Origin of the sequence: Rhizobium sp. 16-488-2b, assembly GCF_017741815.1 — a bacterium.
Taxonomy (GTDB): Bacteria; Pseudomonadota; Alphaproteobacteria; order Rhizobiales; family Rhizobiaceae; genus Rhizobium.
Map to the genome: position 1 here is coordinate 164,547 of NZ_JAGHMF010000008.1, position 17,069 is coordinate 181,615.

Below are 17,069 nucleotides of genomic sequence, written 5' to 3' on the forward strand. Positions count from 1 at the left end.
GGCGTGTATCCCCGATGTGTCGCCGGCGGACCGTTATTGCATGCGACTGTAGCGACGGCGCGTCCGGATACATTGCGATACAATCGCCAAGCCCTTTCGCCGCCGATTGTTTCGCTCTGTAGCACGGCCCGCGATCGCTACAGTTCGACACACTTCTCCTAGGGGCCGGACACATCCCGGATACGTCGTCACAACAGATTGGCGTCACTGCTGATCGAGCCAGTCGCCCTTCAGCATCCGAACCTGGTCTCAAAGGAAACGACGATGACGCTTCTCATCATTGCCTATCTCGGAGGGGCGCTGACCATCCTCAGCCCCTGCATCCTGCCCATCCTCCCCTTCGTCTTCGCCCGTGCCGGCCAGCCGTTTGTCCGCAGCACATTGCCGATGCTGATCGGCATGGCTGCCACCTTCGCGGTTGTCGCGTCGCTTGCAGCGGTTGGCGGGAGCTGGGCGATCCACGCCAATGAATATGGTCGCCTCGCGGCACTCACCCTGCTCGCCATCTTCGGCGTCAGCCTGCTCTCGCCGCGCGTCGCAAGCACGATCACGCAGCCGGTCGTCGATTTCGGCAACCGATTAATGAAGGCCTCCGGTAAGCCGGGCGCCGCGCCGACGGCGCTGAGCTCGCTGATCCTTGGTGTCGCGACCGGTCTCTTGTGGGCGCCCTGCGCCGGCCCGATCCTTGGGCTTGTTCTGACGGGCGCCGCACTGCAGGGCGCCAATCTGGAGACGACCTTCCTGCTCATCGCCTACGCAGCCGGTGCGTCCACCTCGCTTGCCGTTGCATTGCTCCTCGGAGGCAAGGTGTTTGCCGGCATGAAGCGGTCCCTGGGTGTCAGCGAGCGTGTTCGCCAGGTTCTCGGCGCAGCAGTCCTTGCCGGCGTGGCCGCAATCGCACTCGGCGCCGATACCGGCCTTCTGGCTCGGCTGTCCTATGCTAGTACGACATCCTTCGAACAGGCAGTTCTCGACCGCTTCAACGCAAAGCGTGATCTGGCGGCACCCGCTGAGGTCGCGAGCAACGGCGCGATGACGGCCGCCGTCGGCAACCTACCGTTCAAGGCAAGCCTGCCGGTCGAAGGCATTGCCCCATCGCTCGACGGTGCCGTCGAATGGCTGAACTCGCCGCCGCTGACCGCCGAACAACTACGCGGCAAGGTCGTCCTTGTCGACTTCTGGACCTACTCCTGCATCAACTGCATCCGCACCACGCCCTTCGTCCGCGCTTGGGCCGAGAAGTACAAGGATCAGGGTCTCGTCGTGATCGGCGTGCACGCTCCGGAGTTCGCCTTCGAGAAGAAGATCGACAATGTCCGCAAGGCCGTCGCTGACGCCAAGATCACCTACCCGGTCGCCATCGACAACGACTACAAGATCTGGCGCGCCTTCGAGAACAACTACTGGCCCGCCCACTACCTGATCGATGCCAAGGGCCAGATCCGCTACCACCACTTCGGCGAAGGCAACTATCGCCAGACCGAGCAGGCAATCCAGGATCTGATCCATGAAACCGGCAGCGCGAAGATGGCCGCCAGCACGGTAGCGCCGGATGCCAAGGGCGCGGAAGCAAGCCCCGATCTCAAGGATATCCGTTCCGGCGAGACCTACATCGGCTACGAACAGGCCACCAACTTCGCCTCGCCGGAGGGCCTGCACAACGATGCCAGCAGAACCTATTCGGTCGGCGATCTCGGTCTCAACGAATGGGGGCTGTCGGGCGCATGGACGATCGGTCGTGAGCAGGCAACGCTCGAGCAGGCGGATGGCGGCATCGCCTACCGGTTCAGCGCCCGCGACCTGCACCTCGTGCTCGGCCCGGATGCATCGGGAAAGCCCGTCCGCTTCCAGGTCACGATCGACGGTAAGGCGCCCGGTCCCGACCACGGCGCGGACACCGATGCCGATGGCAACGGCACGGTGACGTCGACCAGGCTCTATCAGCTTGTCCGCCAGGCCGGCGACGTCGAGGCGCACAACTTCCAGATCCGCTTTCTCGATCCCGGCGTCGAAGCCTACGCCTTCACCTTCGGCTGACCTCTACCCAACCTACACATCGATCCAAAGGAGACACTCCCATGAACCGTCGCATCATCGCCACCCTCGCCCTTGCATTCGCCACCAGTGTCGTCGCCTACGCGGCAGAGGCCGCCGAGGTGAAAAACATCGTCATCGTCCACGGCGCGCTCGCCGATGGTTCCGGATGGCGCAAGGCAACCGAAATCCTGGAGAAGCGCGGCTTCAACGTCACGATCGTGCAGGAGCCGATCACCTCGCTCGCCGATGACGTTGCCGCCACCAACCGCGTGCTTGATCTTCAGGATGGCCCGACCCTGCTTGTCGGCCACAGCTATGGCGGCATGGTCATCACCGAAGCCGGTCACAACGCACATGTCGCTGGCCTCGTCTATGTAGCGGCCTTCCAGCCGGACAAGGGCGAGAGCCTGCTGTCGCTGGCAAGCTCCAAGCCGGCGGGCGGCATGAGCATCCGCGAGACGAAGGACGGACAATATCTCTACCTCGACCCCGCCGCCTTCGCCAACGACTTCGCCGCCGACTTGCCCAAGGATGAAGCTGCCTTTCTCGCCAAGTCACAGGTCTTCGCGGCAAAGCAGGCCTTCACGGCGAAGATCGGCGATGATCCGGCCTGGAAGGCGAAGAAGAGCTGGTCCGTGGTTGCAACGGACGACCGTTCGATCAACCCCGAGCTCGAGCGCGACATGGCAAAGCGCGCGGGAAGCGCGGTAACGGAGATCAAGGCAAGCCACGCGGTCTTCGCCTCGCAGCCGGACAAGGTCGCGGCCGTCATCGAGGCCGCCGCGCATGAGGCCGGGAAGTAGTGGCCGAGCCTTAGACAATCGTCCTGACAGGAAATTCGGGGAGCGCGAAGACAACGCGCTCCCCTTCCCATTCATCTAACCACTCACGACAAGTTCACGGCCAAATGCTCTTGACGCGGCGGCTGCGAGGAATAGTAAGGGCACTACCCAATAACCGTCGGCGCTCGCTCAGTCGTCTACGCCGACGTTTGCCTCGAAAGCCTCCTATGACACAAAGAACTTCGCATCGCGGATTGGTCGTTGTCGCGATCATGGCAAGCATGGCGATGATCGCCATCGAAGCGACGATCGTCTCGACGGCTATGCCGCAGATCGCAGCCCAGCTCGGCCAAATCAATCTCTATTCCTGGGTCTTTTCGTCCTTCCTTCTGACGCAGACCGCGACAACCGTGATCTTCGGCAAGCTGGCGGACATCTATGGCCGCAAGCCGATGCTGCTGGTCGGCATCGCGCTGTTCCTGCTGGCCTCCATACTCGCCGGTTTCGCATGGTCCATGCCCTCGATGATCGCGTTTCGCTTGTTGCAGGGTATCGGCGCCGGCGCCCTTCAGCCTGTCGCGATGACCGTGGTCGCCGATCTTTTCCCAGGCAACCAGCGTGGCAAGGTGCAGGGATACCTCGCAAGCGTCTGGGCGCTGTCTGCCGTCGTCGGGCCGCTTCTCGGCAGCATCATCATTCACAACCTCCCATGGGCCTGGATCTTCTGGATCAACATACCCGTGGGGCTTCTGGCAGCGCTGTGCTTCATCTTGTTCCTGCACGAGGAAAAGCGGCCGCGCGTCGTCTCGATCGACGTGCTTGGCGCCGCACTCTTCGCCGTCTCGATTTCCGCGCTGATGATCGCGCTCACCGAGGTGGAGAACGGCCTCTCCAGCTACACAATCGCGGCCTTCATCATCTTCCTTTTCGCGCTTGTCGCCTTCATCTGGCAGGAGCGCCGCGCCGAAGCGCCGATGGTCGCGCCAGACCTGTGGCTGAGACGTCCGATCGCCTTCGCCAACCTGGCCGTCTTTTTCGCCAGCATGTCGATCATGGGCCTGACGACCTTCCTGCCGATGTATGTGCAGACCGTGCTCGACCGCTCGCCGCTTGTGGCTGGCTTCGCCCTGACCATGCTGCTGCTCGGTTGGCCCTGCGGCGCGACGATCGCGTCACGCCAGTTTACCCGCTTCGGTCTGCGGCCGATCATGATCGTTGGGAGCCTCTTCATACCGGTCGGAACGTGCCTGCTCGTGCTGCTGGCACCATCCAGCTCTCCCGTGCTGGCGGCTGCCGGCTCGCTCATCATGGGCTTCGGCATGGGCTTGCTGAATATCGGCGCCCTCATCCTGACCCAGGAGAGCGTGACGGCTTCCGACCGGGGCAGCGCCACCGCTTCCAACGTGTTTTCACGCAATCTCGGCAGCACGCTCGGCGCCGCTGTGCTGGGCGCGGTTCTGACCTATGGTCTGGCACACGCCAACAACGGGCAGGCGATCACGCCCGAGCAACTGCGGGCTCTGCTGAACGGTACCGGCGCAGCCCTTGGCGGCGGCGACGAGATTCGCTTGGCTTTGCAGCAGTCGCTGCACGCGACCTTCATGGTGATGATGCTGATTGCAGTACTGATCGTCCCGGCATGTCTATTGGTCCCGCATCAGCAAGCACCGCAGGCCGAACCGAAGAGCGCCTGATTGCCAACGAGGTTACTTATTGTTCGATCGGCCAGTTCCCTGGCCGATCCAATTCTTTAAGCGGCGCCGTGAGACCTCACGGCAACAGTTAGATCAGAATTCTTCCCAATCATTCTGCGCGACGGCGACTGCGGCGTTTCCGCCTCTGAAGCTCGACGTCAACCGCTGGGTCAACGCTCGCGCCGGCGACGCCACGGGCCGCGATGCTTCGGTCGCGGAACCAAGCGACACTTGCGTGGATGGACGGCTGCGCTGATCGAGAGTGAACTGCCCGAGCAGCGTGTTCAGCGCGCTGGCTTCCTTCGCGAGGCTATGGCTGGCCGCGTTCGTCTCTTCGACCATGGCTGCGTTCTGCTGCGTGCCTTGATCCATGCTGTTGACGGCGGTATTGATCTCCTGGATACCGGTCGACTGCTCGCGTGCCGCCTCGACGATCGCCCTGACGTGCTTTGTGATCTCGGTTACTTCCGCTTCGATCTGCACGAGCGCCGTACCGGTTTCGCCGACGAGATCGACGCCGGTGTTGACCTGGTTCTCGGACGTCGTGATCAGGAGCTTGATTTCCTTCGCGGCCTTGGCGGATCGCTGCGCAAGTTCACGCACCTCCTGGGCGACGACCGCGAAGCCCTTGCCGGCTTCACCAGCGCGCGCCGCTTCGACACCCGCGTTCAGTGCAAGCAGGTTGGTCTGGAACGCTATATCGTCAATCACGCCGATGATATTGCTGATTTCGCCGGATGACTTGGCGATCTCGTTCATCGCGGCAACCGCGTTGCGGACAACGCCACCCGACCTCTCGGCGCCGGAGCGCGTGCGTTCCACAAGGATGCTGGCCTCTTCCGCCCGCTTGGTGGAGTCGCTGACGGTCGTGGTGATCTGTTCGAGTGCGGCAGCGGTCTCTTCCAGCGAGGCGGCCTGCTGTTCGGTGCGACGCGCGAGATCGTCAGCGGCGGAGCGAATTTCGGCGGCTCCCGAATTGATCACGCCAGCGTTCTTGCCCACTTCCTGAAGTGCTGCCTGCAACTTGTCGAGCGACATGTTGTAGCTATTGCGCAGCGCATCGAGGTGATCCACGAACGGCTTGGAGATGCGGTAGGAGACGTCACCGTCGGCAAGGCGGCTGAGGCCAAGGGCGAGCGCATCGACGGCTTCCCTGGTATTGGCGGCATCCTGTTCCTTGGCGGCCTCGCGTGCCTGGCGTTCCTGCTCCGAAAGCGAACGGCCTTCATCCGCTTCGCGCTCAAGGCGCGAGCGCTCGAGTGCGTTGTCGCGGAATACGGCAACGGCGGCAGCCATCTGGCCGACTTCGTCCTTGCGCTCCAGGCCGGGCGTCTCGCTGGCGGTATCGCCGGCTGCCAGTGCTCTCATGCGCTCCCGCAGGCGATCGATCGGCGCTGTAATCCCGCGCGCTGCAACGAAGAGGCCGAGAAGGACGATGGCGACCAGCGCGACGCCGAGCGTCGACAGGCCGGTGACGATCGTGTGGTCGGTCGTCGCCTGAAGGTCGGCCGTTCCTTCTTCCATCATCTTGATCAGCTGGTCATTTCCACCGGCAAAAAGCGGAAGAATAGCCGTCAGACGATTGCCGGCTTCGCGCATGACGACAACAGCCTCATCACGCTTTCCCTCTTTCACCAGGCTGATGACCCGCTGTCCGAGTTCATCGAACGCGGCGATCGCGGTCAACATCGCCGCGGCGGGCTCGGCACGCGATTCCACCAGACGGCCGGTGGTCACGATGCGCTCCTTCATCAGCGCCAGATTGTCATTGTAGATCTTGATCGATGCAGCGAATTCCGGCGATGCGGGATCGTTGATCATCATCAGGCCGAGCTGAAAACCAAGCTGCAACAAGCCACCGGTGGCCCGGGCATTGAGGGTCGCGGCCATGCTCTCATGCGACAGGAAGCTCGCATAGCGGCTGTCGGCGTTCTTGAACTGCATGCTGACATAGGCAAGGCCGGCGATGGCAGTGATACCCATCAAGGCAATCACGGCGACAATTTTCGTGCGGATCTTAGCGTTTTGGAGAAAGCTCATTGGGAAGCCTGACGGGACGCTGGCATGGCTTGATGTCATCAACGCGCGCAGAACCGCGATATCGCGGACCAGGCGAGACATAGGCATTTGCCGATATGTGAAGGGTCATGGCAGCTGAACTCCCACCCTCATGGCGAATAGCTCCTCCCAGACTGCCGAGGTAGATTTGTCATACTATTAGCTTACGAAATCTTTAAAATTGTATCTTTTTCGCCGATGACGTTTTGGTTTTACGCGCACAACCGAGACGGCGGCCGCCGCGCAAAATGCCTATATTTTGCGCACTTCAATATTTGCTTGATTTTGTGGCCGATCTCCCGCATTTCAGAAATGCAAGATTGACGCCCTCGTGAACGGAATGCTGACTGCCAGTGGCAACGTCTCAACCTGCCAAGTCCAGCCTGAATGTGCTGGTTATCGATGAGAACAGCATTCGGGCCTCCATTATCGAGTTGGGGCTGCGCGAAGCCGGATATCAGCGGGTGACCATCGTCGACGACATGAACGGGTTGGCGCGGCGCATCGAGGAGATCAATCCCGATGTCATCGTCATCGATATCGAAAACCCCAATCGCGACATGCTTGAGAGCATCTTCCAGATCTCGCGGGCCGTTGCGCGGCCGATTGCCATGTTCGTCGACAAGTCCGATGAGGACTCGATCATCGCTGCGGTCGACGCGGGCGTATCGGCCTACATCGTCGACGGCCTGAAAAAGGAGCGGGTGAAACCGATCCTCGAGATGGCCGTCAGCCGCTTCAATGCCTTCAACCGCCTACAGCGCGAACTGGCCGACGCCAAGTCGGCGCTGGAAGAGCGCAAGATCATCGACCGCGCCAAGGGCATCCTGATGAAGATGCGCGGGCTGTCGGAAGACGAGGCCTTCGCGCTTCTGCGTCAGACAGCCATGAACGAGAAGAAGAAGATCGCCGATATCGCGCAGAGCGTCATCACCGCCGCAGGGCTATTGATGTGAGCGCTGGCGCCTATCATATGCTTGATGTCCGGAGGAAACCGGGATGGACAAGATCATGACCGACAATGCCAGTGGCAGCCTTGCCGCACCGACAAGCACGGCGACCGAAGGCTCGCGAACGCTGCGCGCCGGCTTCATCCCGCTTGTCGATGCCTCGGTCCTGATCGCAGCCGCGGAATTCGGATTTGCCGCAAAGGAAGGGCTGACGCTCGACCTCGTCAAGGATGTCTCCTGGGCCAATGTTCGCGACCGCCTGGCGTTTCGCCAGTTCGACATCGCCCACATGCTGTCGCCGATGCCGGTTGCCTCGGCGCTCGCGCTCGGATCCAACCCGTCGCCGACGATCACGCCCTTCTCGCTCGGGCGCGGTGGCAATGCGATCACCTTGTCGACGACGCTGTTTGAGCGGATGCAGCAGGCGGCGGGACTTTCCGAAATGCCGACAGCGCTCGAAAGCGCACGCGCCTTGGCGATGGTCGTGCGCGAGATGAAAGCACGCGACGAACCCATGCCGACGCTCGGCATGACCTACCCCTTCTCCTCCCACAACTACGAGTTCCGCTATTGGCTCGCCGCCGGCGGCATCGATCCCGACAATGACGTGCGGCTGGTCGTGGTGCCGCCACCGCTGACTTCGGACGCGCTGGCCGCCGGCGCCATCGATGGCTTCTGCGTCGGCGCGCCATGGAACATGATCGCTTCCGAGCGCGGCGTCGGCCGGATCGTCGCCGCCAAGCAGGATATCTGGCCCTCGGCGCCTGAAAAGGTGATCGGCATGCGCCCGGATTGGGCCGATGCAAATCGCGACACCGTGTCCAGGCTGATCGTTGCGCTTGATGCTGCCGCGCGCTGGTGCGACCGCGTCGAAAATCACGATGCGCTGGCGGAGGCGCTCGCCGATCCCCGATATATCGCGGCCCCCGTAGAGATTATAAGGCATGTGCTGGCTGGCGAGTTCAGTCTTGACGCCAAGGGCAACCGCCGTGTGATCGACGACTACTTCCTCTTCCACGGTCGCTTCGCCAACTATCCGCGCCCCAGCCAGGCGCTCTGGATCTACAGCCAGATGGTGCGCTGGGGTCAGGCCGAGATGTCGCTGAATAACGCCAGGGCAGCGGCCTCCGCCTATCGTCCCGATCTCTACCGGGCGGCACTCGGCCCTGATAGCGCCCCTGCGGATGCCGACATCCGCATCGAGGGAGACACGAACGGAGACCGGTTCATGGACGGTCACGTCTTCGATCCGTCGCGGTTCGCGGACTACGTCTCGGGCTTCGCGGTCCGCAGCGTTCAATCGCCACCGAAGGCCTCGGACGACCACTGATTGTTTGCTGCTGTGCACAAATAGCTTGCACACCGGAATGCCGCCGCGGTGGCATTCGCACAAAACATTGCCATCGGAAAATCGGGGTGAAAAATTGAGCAGATACGAATCTGCCGATTTTACGTTCTAGTTTCAATCACATAAAACCTCATCTTAGAACTGGCACACCGTTTGCTTCGTTAAAACCGCACCGGTCAACGGCGATCGGGGCGAGATGAGCGCGCGATAAGCGCTTGCAAAAGACATCGACGTCGCAAGGCCTTTGCAGTCCGGGACCCTCCCTCCCGATGACGCATCTGCCGAGCGGCGTTTTTTTATTCCCAAATTCCGGCCAGCACCAAGCAGAGGGAACCTGCGCAATGAGCAAGATAATCACGACCGGCATCACACGTCGCAGCATGTTGAAAACGACGGCAACCGCAGCCCTTATCACGGCGGTGCGCAGCGCCTTCCCGTCAGGCGCCTTCGCCGCTGGCGCCGGCCCCGAGGTGACCGGCGTCAAGCTCGGCTTCATCGCGCTCACCGATGCCGCGCCGCTCATCGTCGCGCAGGAGAAGGGCCTGTTCGCCAAGCATGGCATGCCCGATGTCGATGTCGCCAAGCAGGCGTCCTGGGGCGCCACGCGCGACAATCTCGTTCTCGGCGGTTCGGCAAACGGCATCGACGGCGCCCACATCCTCTCGCCGCTCCCCTATCTCATGCACACCGGCAAGGTGACGCAGAACAACCTGCCGGTGCCGATGACCATCCTCGCCAGGCTGAACTACGACAGCCAGGGCATCTCGGTCGCCAAGGAATATGCCGATACCGGCGTACAGCTCGACGCCTCCAAGCTGAAGGCCGCCTTCGAGAAGAAGAAGGCCGAGGGCAAGGAGATCAAGGCCGCCATGACCTTCCCCGGCGGCACGCACGACCTCTGGATCCGCTACTGGCTCGCCGCCGGCGGCATCGATCCTGACAAGGATGTCTCCACCATCGTCGTCCCGCCGCCGCAGATGGTGGCGAACATGAAGGTCGGCAACATGGACGTCTTCTGTGTCGGCGAACCCTGGAACGAACAGTTGGTCAACCAGGGCATCGGCTTCACGGCGGCAACGACCGGCGAACTCTGGAAGGGCCATCCCGAGAAGGCGCTCGGCATGCGTTCGGATTGGGTCGAGAAGAACCCGAACGCCGCCAAGGCGCTGCTGATGGCCGTGATGGAAGCCCAGCAATGGTGCGACAGCATGGACAACAAGGAAGAGATGTCGACGCTGCTCGGCAAGCGCCAGTGGTTCAACGTGCCGCCCAAGGACGTGCTCGGCCGCCTCAAGGGCGACATCAACTACGGGAATGGCCGCGTTGCCCAGGGTACCGACCTCTACATGAAGTTCTGGGCTGGTGGCGTCTCCTATCCCTTCAAGAGCCACGATAGCTGGTTCCTCGCCGAGAATATCCGCTGGGGCAAGTTCGCGCCGGATACCGACATCAAGAAGCTGGTCGACGAGGTCAACCGCGAGGGCATCTGGCGCGCCGCCGCCAAGGACCTCGGCGTTGCTGCCGCCGACATCCCGGCGTCGTCCTCGCGCGGCAAGGAAACGTTCTTCGACGGCAAGGTCTTCGATCCGGAGAATCCCTCCGCCTATCTCGACAGCCTGACGATCAAGGTCGCGTCCTGATCCGTGCCGCCGGCGTGGACCGCGCCGGCTCTTCCATCCCGCAAGAGGAGCGTAGAATGCCCGCTTTGGCCAAGAAACAAACGATCGCGACATCGGCAACCGCAACGAACACCGCCACCATCCTGCCGCTCGCAAGGCGCCCGGTCGCCAAGATCAACGTCGCGAAGATAGCGGCAACGCTTGCCCGCAACGTGCTGCCGCCGCTCGTCGTGCTCGCCATCCTGCTTGGTGTCTGGCAGGTGCTCTGTTCGTCGCCGACCGCCTCGCTGCCCTCCCCGCATCAGGTCTGGCAGGAAAGCTTCGACCTCATCGCCTACCCCTTCTTCAACTACGGCTCGCAGGATATCGGGCTTGGCTGGCGCGTGCTGATCTCGCTGCAGCGCGTGGCTTACGGCTTCGGCCTGGCGGCTGTCGTCGGCGTCATCGTCGGCGCCGTCATCGGCCAGTCGGTCTGGGCGATGCGCGGCCTCGACCCCATCTTCCAGGTGCTGCGCACAGTGCCGCCGCTTGCCTGGCTGCCGCTATCGCTCGCTGCCTTCCAGAACGCCAACCCTTCGGCGATCTTCGTGATCTTCATCACCTCGATCTGGCCGGTCATCATCAACACCGCCGTCGGTGTGCGCAACATCCCGCAGGATTACCGCAACGTCGCCCAGGTGCTGCGGCTGAACCAGATCGAGTTCTTCTTCAAGATCATGCTGCCCTCGGCCGCCCCCTACATATTCACCGGCCTTCGCATCGGTGTCGGCCTGTCCTGGCTGGCGATCGTCGCCGCTGAAATGCTCACCGGCGGCGTCGGCATCGGCTTCTTCATCTGGGATGCGTGGAACTCGTCCCGCCTGCCCGACATCATTGTCGCGCTTGCCTACATCGGCGTCGTCGGCTTCGCGCTCGACAAGCTGGTGGCGGCGGTCGGCAAGCTGATCACCCGCGGCGCTTCGGCCAATTGAAGGGAACGACCATGACCGCCTATCTCAAGCTCGACCATATCGACAAGCATTTCGACCGGGCCGGTGTGCGCGCAGAGGTGCTCAAGGGCATCAACCTGACCATCTCCAAGGGTGAGTTCGTCTCGATCATCGGCCATTCCGGCTGCGGCAAGTCCACTCTGCTGAACCTCATCGCCGGCCTGACACCGGTCTCCTCGGGAGCCGTGCTGCTGGAAAACCGCGAGGTCAACGCCCCCGGCCCCGAGCGCGCCGTCGTCTTCCAGAACCACAGCCTGCTTCCCTGGCTCACCGTCTACGAAAACGTCAATCTCGCTGTCTCCAAAGTATTCAGCAATTCCAAGAGCAAGGCCGAGCGCCACGACTGGGTGATGGCGAACCTCGATCTCGTGCAGATGGCCCACGCCAAGGACAAGCGTCCCTCCGAGATATCCGGCGGCATGAAGCAGCGCGTCGGCATCGCCCGGGCGCTCTCCATGGAGCCGAAAATCCTGTTGCTCGACGAGCCGTTCGGCGCGCTCGATGCACTGACGCGGGCGCATCTGCAGGATGCGGTCATGGAAATCCACGCACGGCTCGGCAACACGATGGTGATGATCACCCACGACGTCGATGAAGCCGTGCTGCTCTCCGACCGCATCGTGATGATGACCAACGGCCCGGCTGCGAAGATCGGCGAAGTCCTCGACGTGCCGATAGCCCGCCCGCGCAACCGCATCGATCTCGCCTCCGACCGAACCTACCTCAAATGCCGCGAAGCCGTGCTGAAGTTCCTCTACGAACGCCACCGCTTTGTCGAAGCCGCGGAGTAACCCCATGTCAGAAACCCGCATCGAGAAACTCGTGATCATCGGCAACGGCATGGCGCCGGGGCGCATGCTCGAGCACCTGTTCGAGAAGGCGCCGGGCCAGTATCAGGTCACGATCTTCAACGCCGAGCCGCGCGTCAATTACGACCGCATCATGCTGTCGCCGGTTCTATCCGGCGAGAAGAGCTACGAGCAGATCGTCATCCATGGCGACGGCTGGTACATCGATCACGGCATTACGCTCTACAAGGGCCACAAGATCGTCGCCGTCGACCGCGATGCCAAGACGGTGACCTCGGACCACGGCGTGACGGAGAGCTACGACAAGCTGGTGATCGCCACCGGCTCCGTGCCCTTCATCATCCCTGTCCCCGGTAAGGACCTGCCGGGGGTCATCACCTATCGCGATCTCGACGACGTACAGGCCATGCTGCTGGCGGCGCAATCGCGCGAGAAGGCGATCGTCATCGGCGGCGGCCTGCTTGGTCTGGAAGCCGCGGCCGGCCTCGCGCAGCGCGGCATGGACGTGACCGTGCTGCATGTCATGCCGACGCTGATGGAGCGCCAGCTCGACCCCGCCGCCGGCTATCTCTTGCAGAAGGCCGTCGAGGAACGCGGCATCAAGGTCATCACCAAGGCCAACACCAAGGCGATCGTCGGCAACGGCAAGGTCGAGGGTATCGAGCTCGACGACGGTCGCATCATTCCGGCGAGCCTGGTCGTCATGGCCGTCGGCATCCGGCCGAATGTCGGCCTCGCGAAGGAGGCCGGTCTTGCGGTCAATCGCGGCATCGTCGTCGATGACGGCATGCGCACCTCGGATGGCGATATTCTCTCGCTCGGCGAATGCGCCGAGGTCGGCGGCATGGTCTATGGCCTCGTCGCGCCACTCTACGAGATGGCCCGCATCGCCGCCTCGCACCTTGCTGGCGACACCTCGCCGGCCTTCGTTCACTCGGACACGCCGACCAAGCTCAAGGTAACCGGCATTGACCTCTATTCTCTAGGCGATTTCGCCGATGGCGACGACCGCGAAGAGATCGTCCTGCGCGACGCCACCGCCGGCGTCTACAAGCGCCTGGTGCTGAAGGATAACCGTATCATCGGCACCGTGCTCTACGGCGAGACAGCCGATGGCGCATGGTTCAACGATCTGAAGAAGAAGCAGACCGACATCTCCGAGATGCGCGACACGCTGATCTTCGGTCAGGCCTACCAGGGAGGGTCGCCGCTGGACCCTATGGCGGCCGTTGCAGCCTTGCCGGATGATGCGGAAATCTGCGGCTGCAACGGCGTATGCAAGGGCAAGATCACCTCGACGATATCGGCCAAGGGACTGACCTCGCTCGATGACGTCCGTGCTCACACCAAGGCTTCCGCCTCTTGTGGCTCCTGCACCGGGCTGGTCGAGCAGCTGATGTCGCTGACGCTCGGAGACAGCTACAATCCGGCTGCCGTGACGCCGATGTGCACCTGCACCGAACTCGGCCATGACGACGTGCGGCGCCTGATCAAGGCCAAGGGTTTGAAGACGATCCCCGCCGTCATGCAGGAACTCGAATGGAAGACGTCCTGCGGCTGCGCCAAGTGTCGCCCGGCGCTCAACTACTATCTGGTCTGCGATTGGCCGGACGAATACGCCGATGATTACCAGTCGCGCTACATCAACGAACGCGTCCACGCCAATATCCAGAAGGACGGCACCTACTCGGTTGTCCCGCGCATGTGGGGCGGCGTGACGAACGCCAACGAATTGCGCGCCATCGCCGATGTCGTCGACAAGTTCGAGATCCCGATGGTTAAGGTGACCGGCGGCCAGCGCATCGACCTGCTGGGGATCGAGAAGGAAGACTTGCCGGCCGTCTGGGCCGATCTCGGCAAGGCCGGCTTCGTCTCCGGACAGGCCTACGCCAAGGGGCTGCGCACCGTGAAGACCTGTGTCGGTTCGGACTGGTGCCGCTTCGGCACGCAGGATTCCACCGGCCTCGGTATCCGGATCGAGAAATTCATGTGGGGCTCGTGGACACCGGCCAAGCTGAAGCTCGCCGTCTCCGGCTGCCCGCGCAACTGCGCGGAAGCAACCTGCAAGGATATCGGCGTCATCTGCGTGGATAGTGGCTTCGAGATCCACTTCGCGGGCGCTGCCGGTCTCGACATCAAGGGCACCGAGGTTCTGGGCCTCGTGAAGACCGAAGACGAGGCGCTGGAGCACATCGTGGCGCTGACGCAGATGTACCGCGAGCAGGCCCGCTATCTCGAGCGCATCTATAAGTGGGCGAAGCGCGTCGGGTTGGAGGAAATCCGCCGCCAGATCATCGGCGATGCCGAAAAGCGCAAGGCCTATTACGACCGCTTCGTCTTCTCGCAGACATTCGCCCAGGTCGATCCCTGGTCGGAGCGCGTTTCCGGCAAGGACAAGCACGAATTCAAGCCGATGGCGACGATCGGCTTTCCCCAGGCAGCGGAGTGAGGAGATGGACATGAACTGGATCTCGATCGGCGACATCTCCGACATCCCGCTGCGCGGCGCCCGTTGCGTGAAGACCCCTCAGGGCAAGATCGCCGTTTTCCGCACGGCGGAGAACGAGGTTTTTGCCATCGAAGACCATTGCCCCCACAAGGGCGGGCCGCTGTCGCAGGGGATCGTGCATGCGAAGGCGGTCACCTGCCCGCTGCACAATTGGGTGATCTCGCTGGAAACCGGCAAGGCGTTCGGGGCGGATGAGGGCGAGGTCAGGACCATTCCGGTGAGGAACGAGGATGGGGCGCTGTTTATCGCGTTCGAGAGCTTGATGATGGCGGCGGAGTAGTTGAGCGATGGTGGAGAGATTACCCCCCTCTGTCCTGCCGGACATCTCCCCCACAGGTGGGGAGATTGGCTGGGCGCACCCACTCGCTCCACGCTCACTATTTGGTTGGGGAGCAAGCGACGAGTCGATCTCCCCCCTTGTGGGGGGCGCGAAGCGCGGGTCGAGACCCGTGGCTCGACCCCGGCAGTCCGGCAGGACAGAGGGGGGTGACCATGCTCTCGACACCCTGAGGGGGCACCGCCATGCCCACTGAAACCAAGACCACCTGTCCTTATTGCGGCGTCGGCTGCGGTGTGATCGCAACGGTCGCCGATGATGGCGCCGTCTCCGTCAAGGGCGATCCCGACCATCCAGCGAACTTCGGCCGCCTGTGCTCCAAGGGCTCCGCTCTCGCCGAAACCATCGATCTCGACGGACGCCTGCTCTACCCCGAAATCGGCGGACAGCAAACGAATTGGGACACCGCCCTTGATCTCGTCGCCGACCGTTTCTCGACGGCGATCGCCGAACACGGCCCGGACTCCGTAGCATTCTACGTCTCCGGCCAGCTGCTCACCGAAGACTATTACGTCGCCAACAAGCTGATGAAGGGCTTCATCGGCACCGGCAATATCGACACCAACTCGCGCCTCTGCATGTCGTCCTCCGTCGCCGGTCATCGACGCGCCTTCGGCGCCGACACGGTTCCCGGCGTCTACGAAGATCTCGAACTGGCCGATCTTGTCATTCTCACCGGCTCCAATCTCGCCTGGTGCCATCCGGTCATCTACCAGCGTCTTGCCGCTGCCAAGGCCGCGCGCCCAGGCATGAAGGTCGTGGTCATCGATCCGCGTCGAACGATGACTTCAGATATCGCCGACCTGCATCTGGCCATTCGCCCCGACAGCGACGTCGCGCTGTTCATGGGCCTTTTCGCGCATCTCATTTCGGCTGGCGCGATCGATCAGAACTACGTGGCGGAGCACACCAGCGGCTTCAACGAGGCTTTCGCCACCGCCGCGCTGCTCTCCTCAAACGACATCCTGGAACAGACCGGCTTGCCGGCCATGCAACTGCGCGAGTTCTACCGCCTGTTTACGGCGACGGAGAAAGTCGTCACCTGCTACAGCCAGGGCGTCAATCAATCCTCATCGGGCACCGACAAGGTCAATTCGATCATCAACTGCCACCTTGCCACCGGCCGCATCGGCCGACCCGGCATGGGGCCTTTCTCGCTCACCGGCCAGCCGAACGCCATGGGCGGCCGCGAGGTCGGCGGCCTCGCCAACATGCTCGCCGCCCACATGGCGATCGAAAACGCCAATGACCGAGACCGCGTCCAGCGCTTCTGGCAGTCACCTGTCATCGCGGAAAAGCCCGGCCTGAAAGCGGTCGACATGTTCAAGGCTGTCGCGGATGGTCGGATCAAGGCGCTGTGGATCATGGCGACCAACCCCGTCGTCTCCATGCCGGATGCCGATACCGTCGAAGCCGCGATCAAATCGTGTCCCTTCGTCGTCGTCTCCGATGTCTTGCGCGGCACCGACACCACCAGCCATGCAGATATCTTGCTACCCTCGCTCGGTTGGGGCGAGAAGAACGGCACCGTCACCAACTCGGAGCGCCGCATCTCGCGCCAGCGCGATTTCCTGGACGTGCCGGGCGACGCCCGCGCCGACTGGTGGCAGCTGGCCGAGGTCGGACGCCGCATGGGCTTCGATGGCTTCGGCTATACCTCGCCGGCGGACATCTTTGCCGAACATGCCGCCCTCTCCGCCTTCGAGAACGACGGGAGCCGCGACTTCGATATTGGAGCCTGCGCAGCCATCGATGAGGAAAGCTACCGCCTCATGTCGCCATTCCAATGGCCAGCCACGGGGAGAGATACCCCCCTCTGCCCTACCGGGCATCTCCCCCACAGGGGGGGAGATCACGAGCGGGATGACCTTCGTCGGAACGCAAACCTTGCGGCCAGTTCAAATGTTGTGCCCGTGTCGAGCGACGGCGTCCTGCCG

At 62.7% G+C, this 17,069-nt stretch carries 11 protein-coding genes and 1 pseudogene; 11 read left to right on the forward strand and 1 reads right to left on the reverse strand.

Annotated features, from left to right (window positions below; all coding sequences use genetic code 11):
• The first annotated feature begins 264 nt into the window (after window positions 1-264).
• From J5286_RS09465 to J5286_RS09475, 3 genes are all read left to right on the forward strand, one after another.
• Window positions 265-2,037, forward strand: a complete 1,773-nt coding sequence (locus J5286_RS09465; RefSeq protein ID WP_209190110.1) for a cytochrome c biogenesis protein DipZ — start codon at window positions 265-267, stop codon at window positions 2,035-2,037.
• 41 nt (window positions 2,038-2,078) lie between these two features.
• The gene (locus J5286_RS09470) at window positions 2,079-2,840 is read left to right on the forward strand and encodes an alpha/beta fold hydrolase (protein WP_209190111.1); all 762 of its coding nucleotides are present in this window, start codon (window positions 2,079-2,081) and stop codon (window positions 2,838-2,840) included.
• A 206-nt stretch (window positions 2,841-3,046) separates the two neighbouring features.
• Window positions 3,047-4,513 (forward strand): MDR family MFS transporter, encoded by a 1,467-nt coding sequence (locus tag J5286_RS09475; RefSeq protein WP_209190112.1) that lies wholly within the window; start codon window positions 3,047-3,049, stop codon window positions 4,511-4,513.
• Between the two features lie 93 nt (window positions 4,514-4,606).
• Here the strand turns inward: J5286_RS09475 and J5286_RS09480 are convergent, their stop codons facing one another.
• Window positions 4,607-6,553, reverse strand: a complete 1,947-nt coding sequence (locus tag J5286_RS09480) for a methyl-accepting chemotaxis protein (RefSeq protein ID WP_209190113.1) — start codon at window positions 6,551-6,553, stop codon at window positions 4,607-4,609.
• Window positions 6,554-6,924: 371 nt separating this feature from the next.
• Here J5286_RS09480 and J5286_RS09485 point away from each other — a divergent pair, with 371 nt between their 5' ends.
• The 8 genes and pseudogenes from J5286_RS09485 to J5286_RS31605 all read left to right on the forward strand — a co-directional run.
• Window positions 6,925-7,527, forward strand: a complete 603-nt coding sequence (locus J5286_RS09485; RefSeq protein ID WP_209190114.1) for an ANTAR domain-containing response regulator — start codon at window positions 6,925-6,927, stop codon at window positions 7,525-7,527.
• A 43-nt stretch (window positions 7,528-7,570) separates the two neighbouring features.
• Window positions 7,571-8,851 carry a CmpA/NrtA family ABC transporter substrate-binding protein gene (locus J5286_RS09490; protein WP_209190115.1) on the forward strand — a complete coding sequence of 427 codons (1,281 nt, stop codon included), beginning with the start codon at window positions 7,571-7,573 and terminating at the stop codon, window positions 8,849-8,851.
• 359 nt (window positions 8,852-9,210) lie between these two features.
• Window positions 9,211-10,509 carry a CmpA/NrtA family ABC transporter substrate-binding protein gene (locus J5286_RS09495; protein ID WP_209190116.1) on the forward strand — a complete coding sequence of 433 codons (1,299 nt, stop codon included), beginning with the start codon at window positions 9,211-9,213 and terminating at the stop codon, window positions 10,507-10,509.
• A gap of 56 nt (window positions 10,510-10,565) precedes the next feature.
• A complete protein-coding gene (gene ntrB / locus J5286_RS09500) occupies window positions 10,566-11,459 on the forward strand; it encodes a nitrate ABC transporter permease (protein WP_112437281.1) in 894 nt (297 codons plus the stop codon).
• Between the two features lie 11 nt (window positions 11,460-11,470).
• Window positions 11,471-12,268 (forward strand): ABC transporter ATP-binding protein, encoded by a 798-nt coding sequence (locus tag J5286_RS09505; protein ID WP_209190117.1) that lies wholly within the window; start codon window positions 11,471-11,473, stop codon window positions 12,266-12,268.
• Window positions 12,269-12,272: 4 nt separating this feature from the next.
• The gene (nirB, locus tag J5286_RS09510; protein ID WP_209190118.1) at window positions 12,273-14,735 is read left to right on the forward strand and encodes a nitrite reductase large subunit NirB; all 2,463 of its coding nucleotides are present in this window, start codon (window positions 12,273-12,275) and stop codon (window positions 14,733-14,735) included.
• Between the two features lie 4 nt (window positions 14,736-14,739).
• Window positions 14,740-15,075: a nitrite reductase small subunit NirD gene (nirD, locus tag J5286_RS09515; protein WP_209190119.1), complete on the forward strand. Its 336-nt coding sequence runs from the start codon at window positions 14,740-14,742 to the stop codon at window positions 15,073-15,075.
• A 242-nt stretch (window positions 15,076-15,317) separates the two neighbouring features.
• A pseudogene (locus J5286_RS31605) lies at window positions 15,318-16,946 on the forward strand (molybdopterin-dependent oxidoreductase); the annotation flags it as partial.
• Window positions 16,947-17,069: the final 123 nt, after the last annotated feature.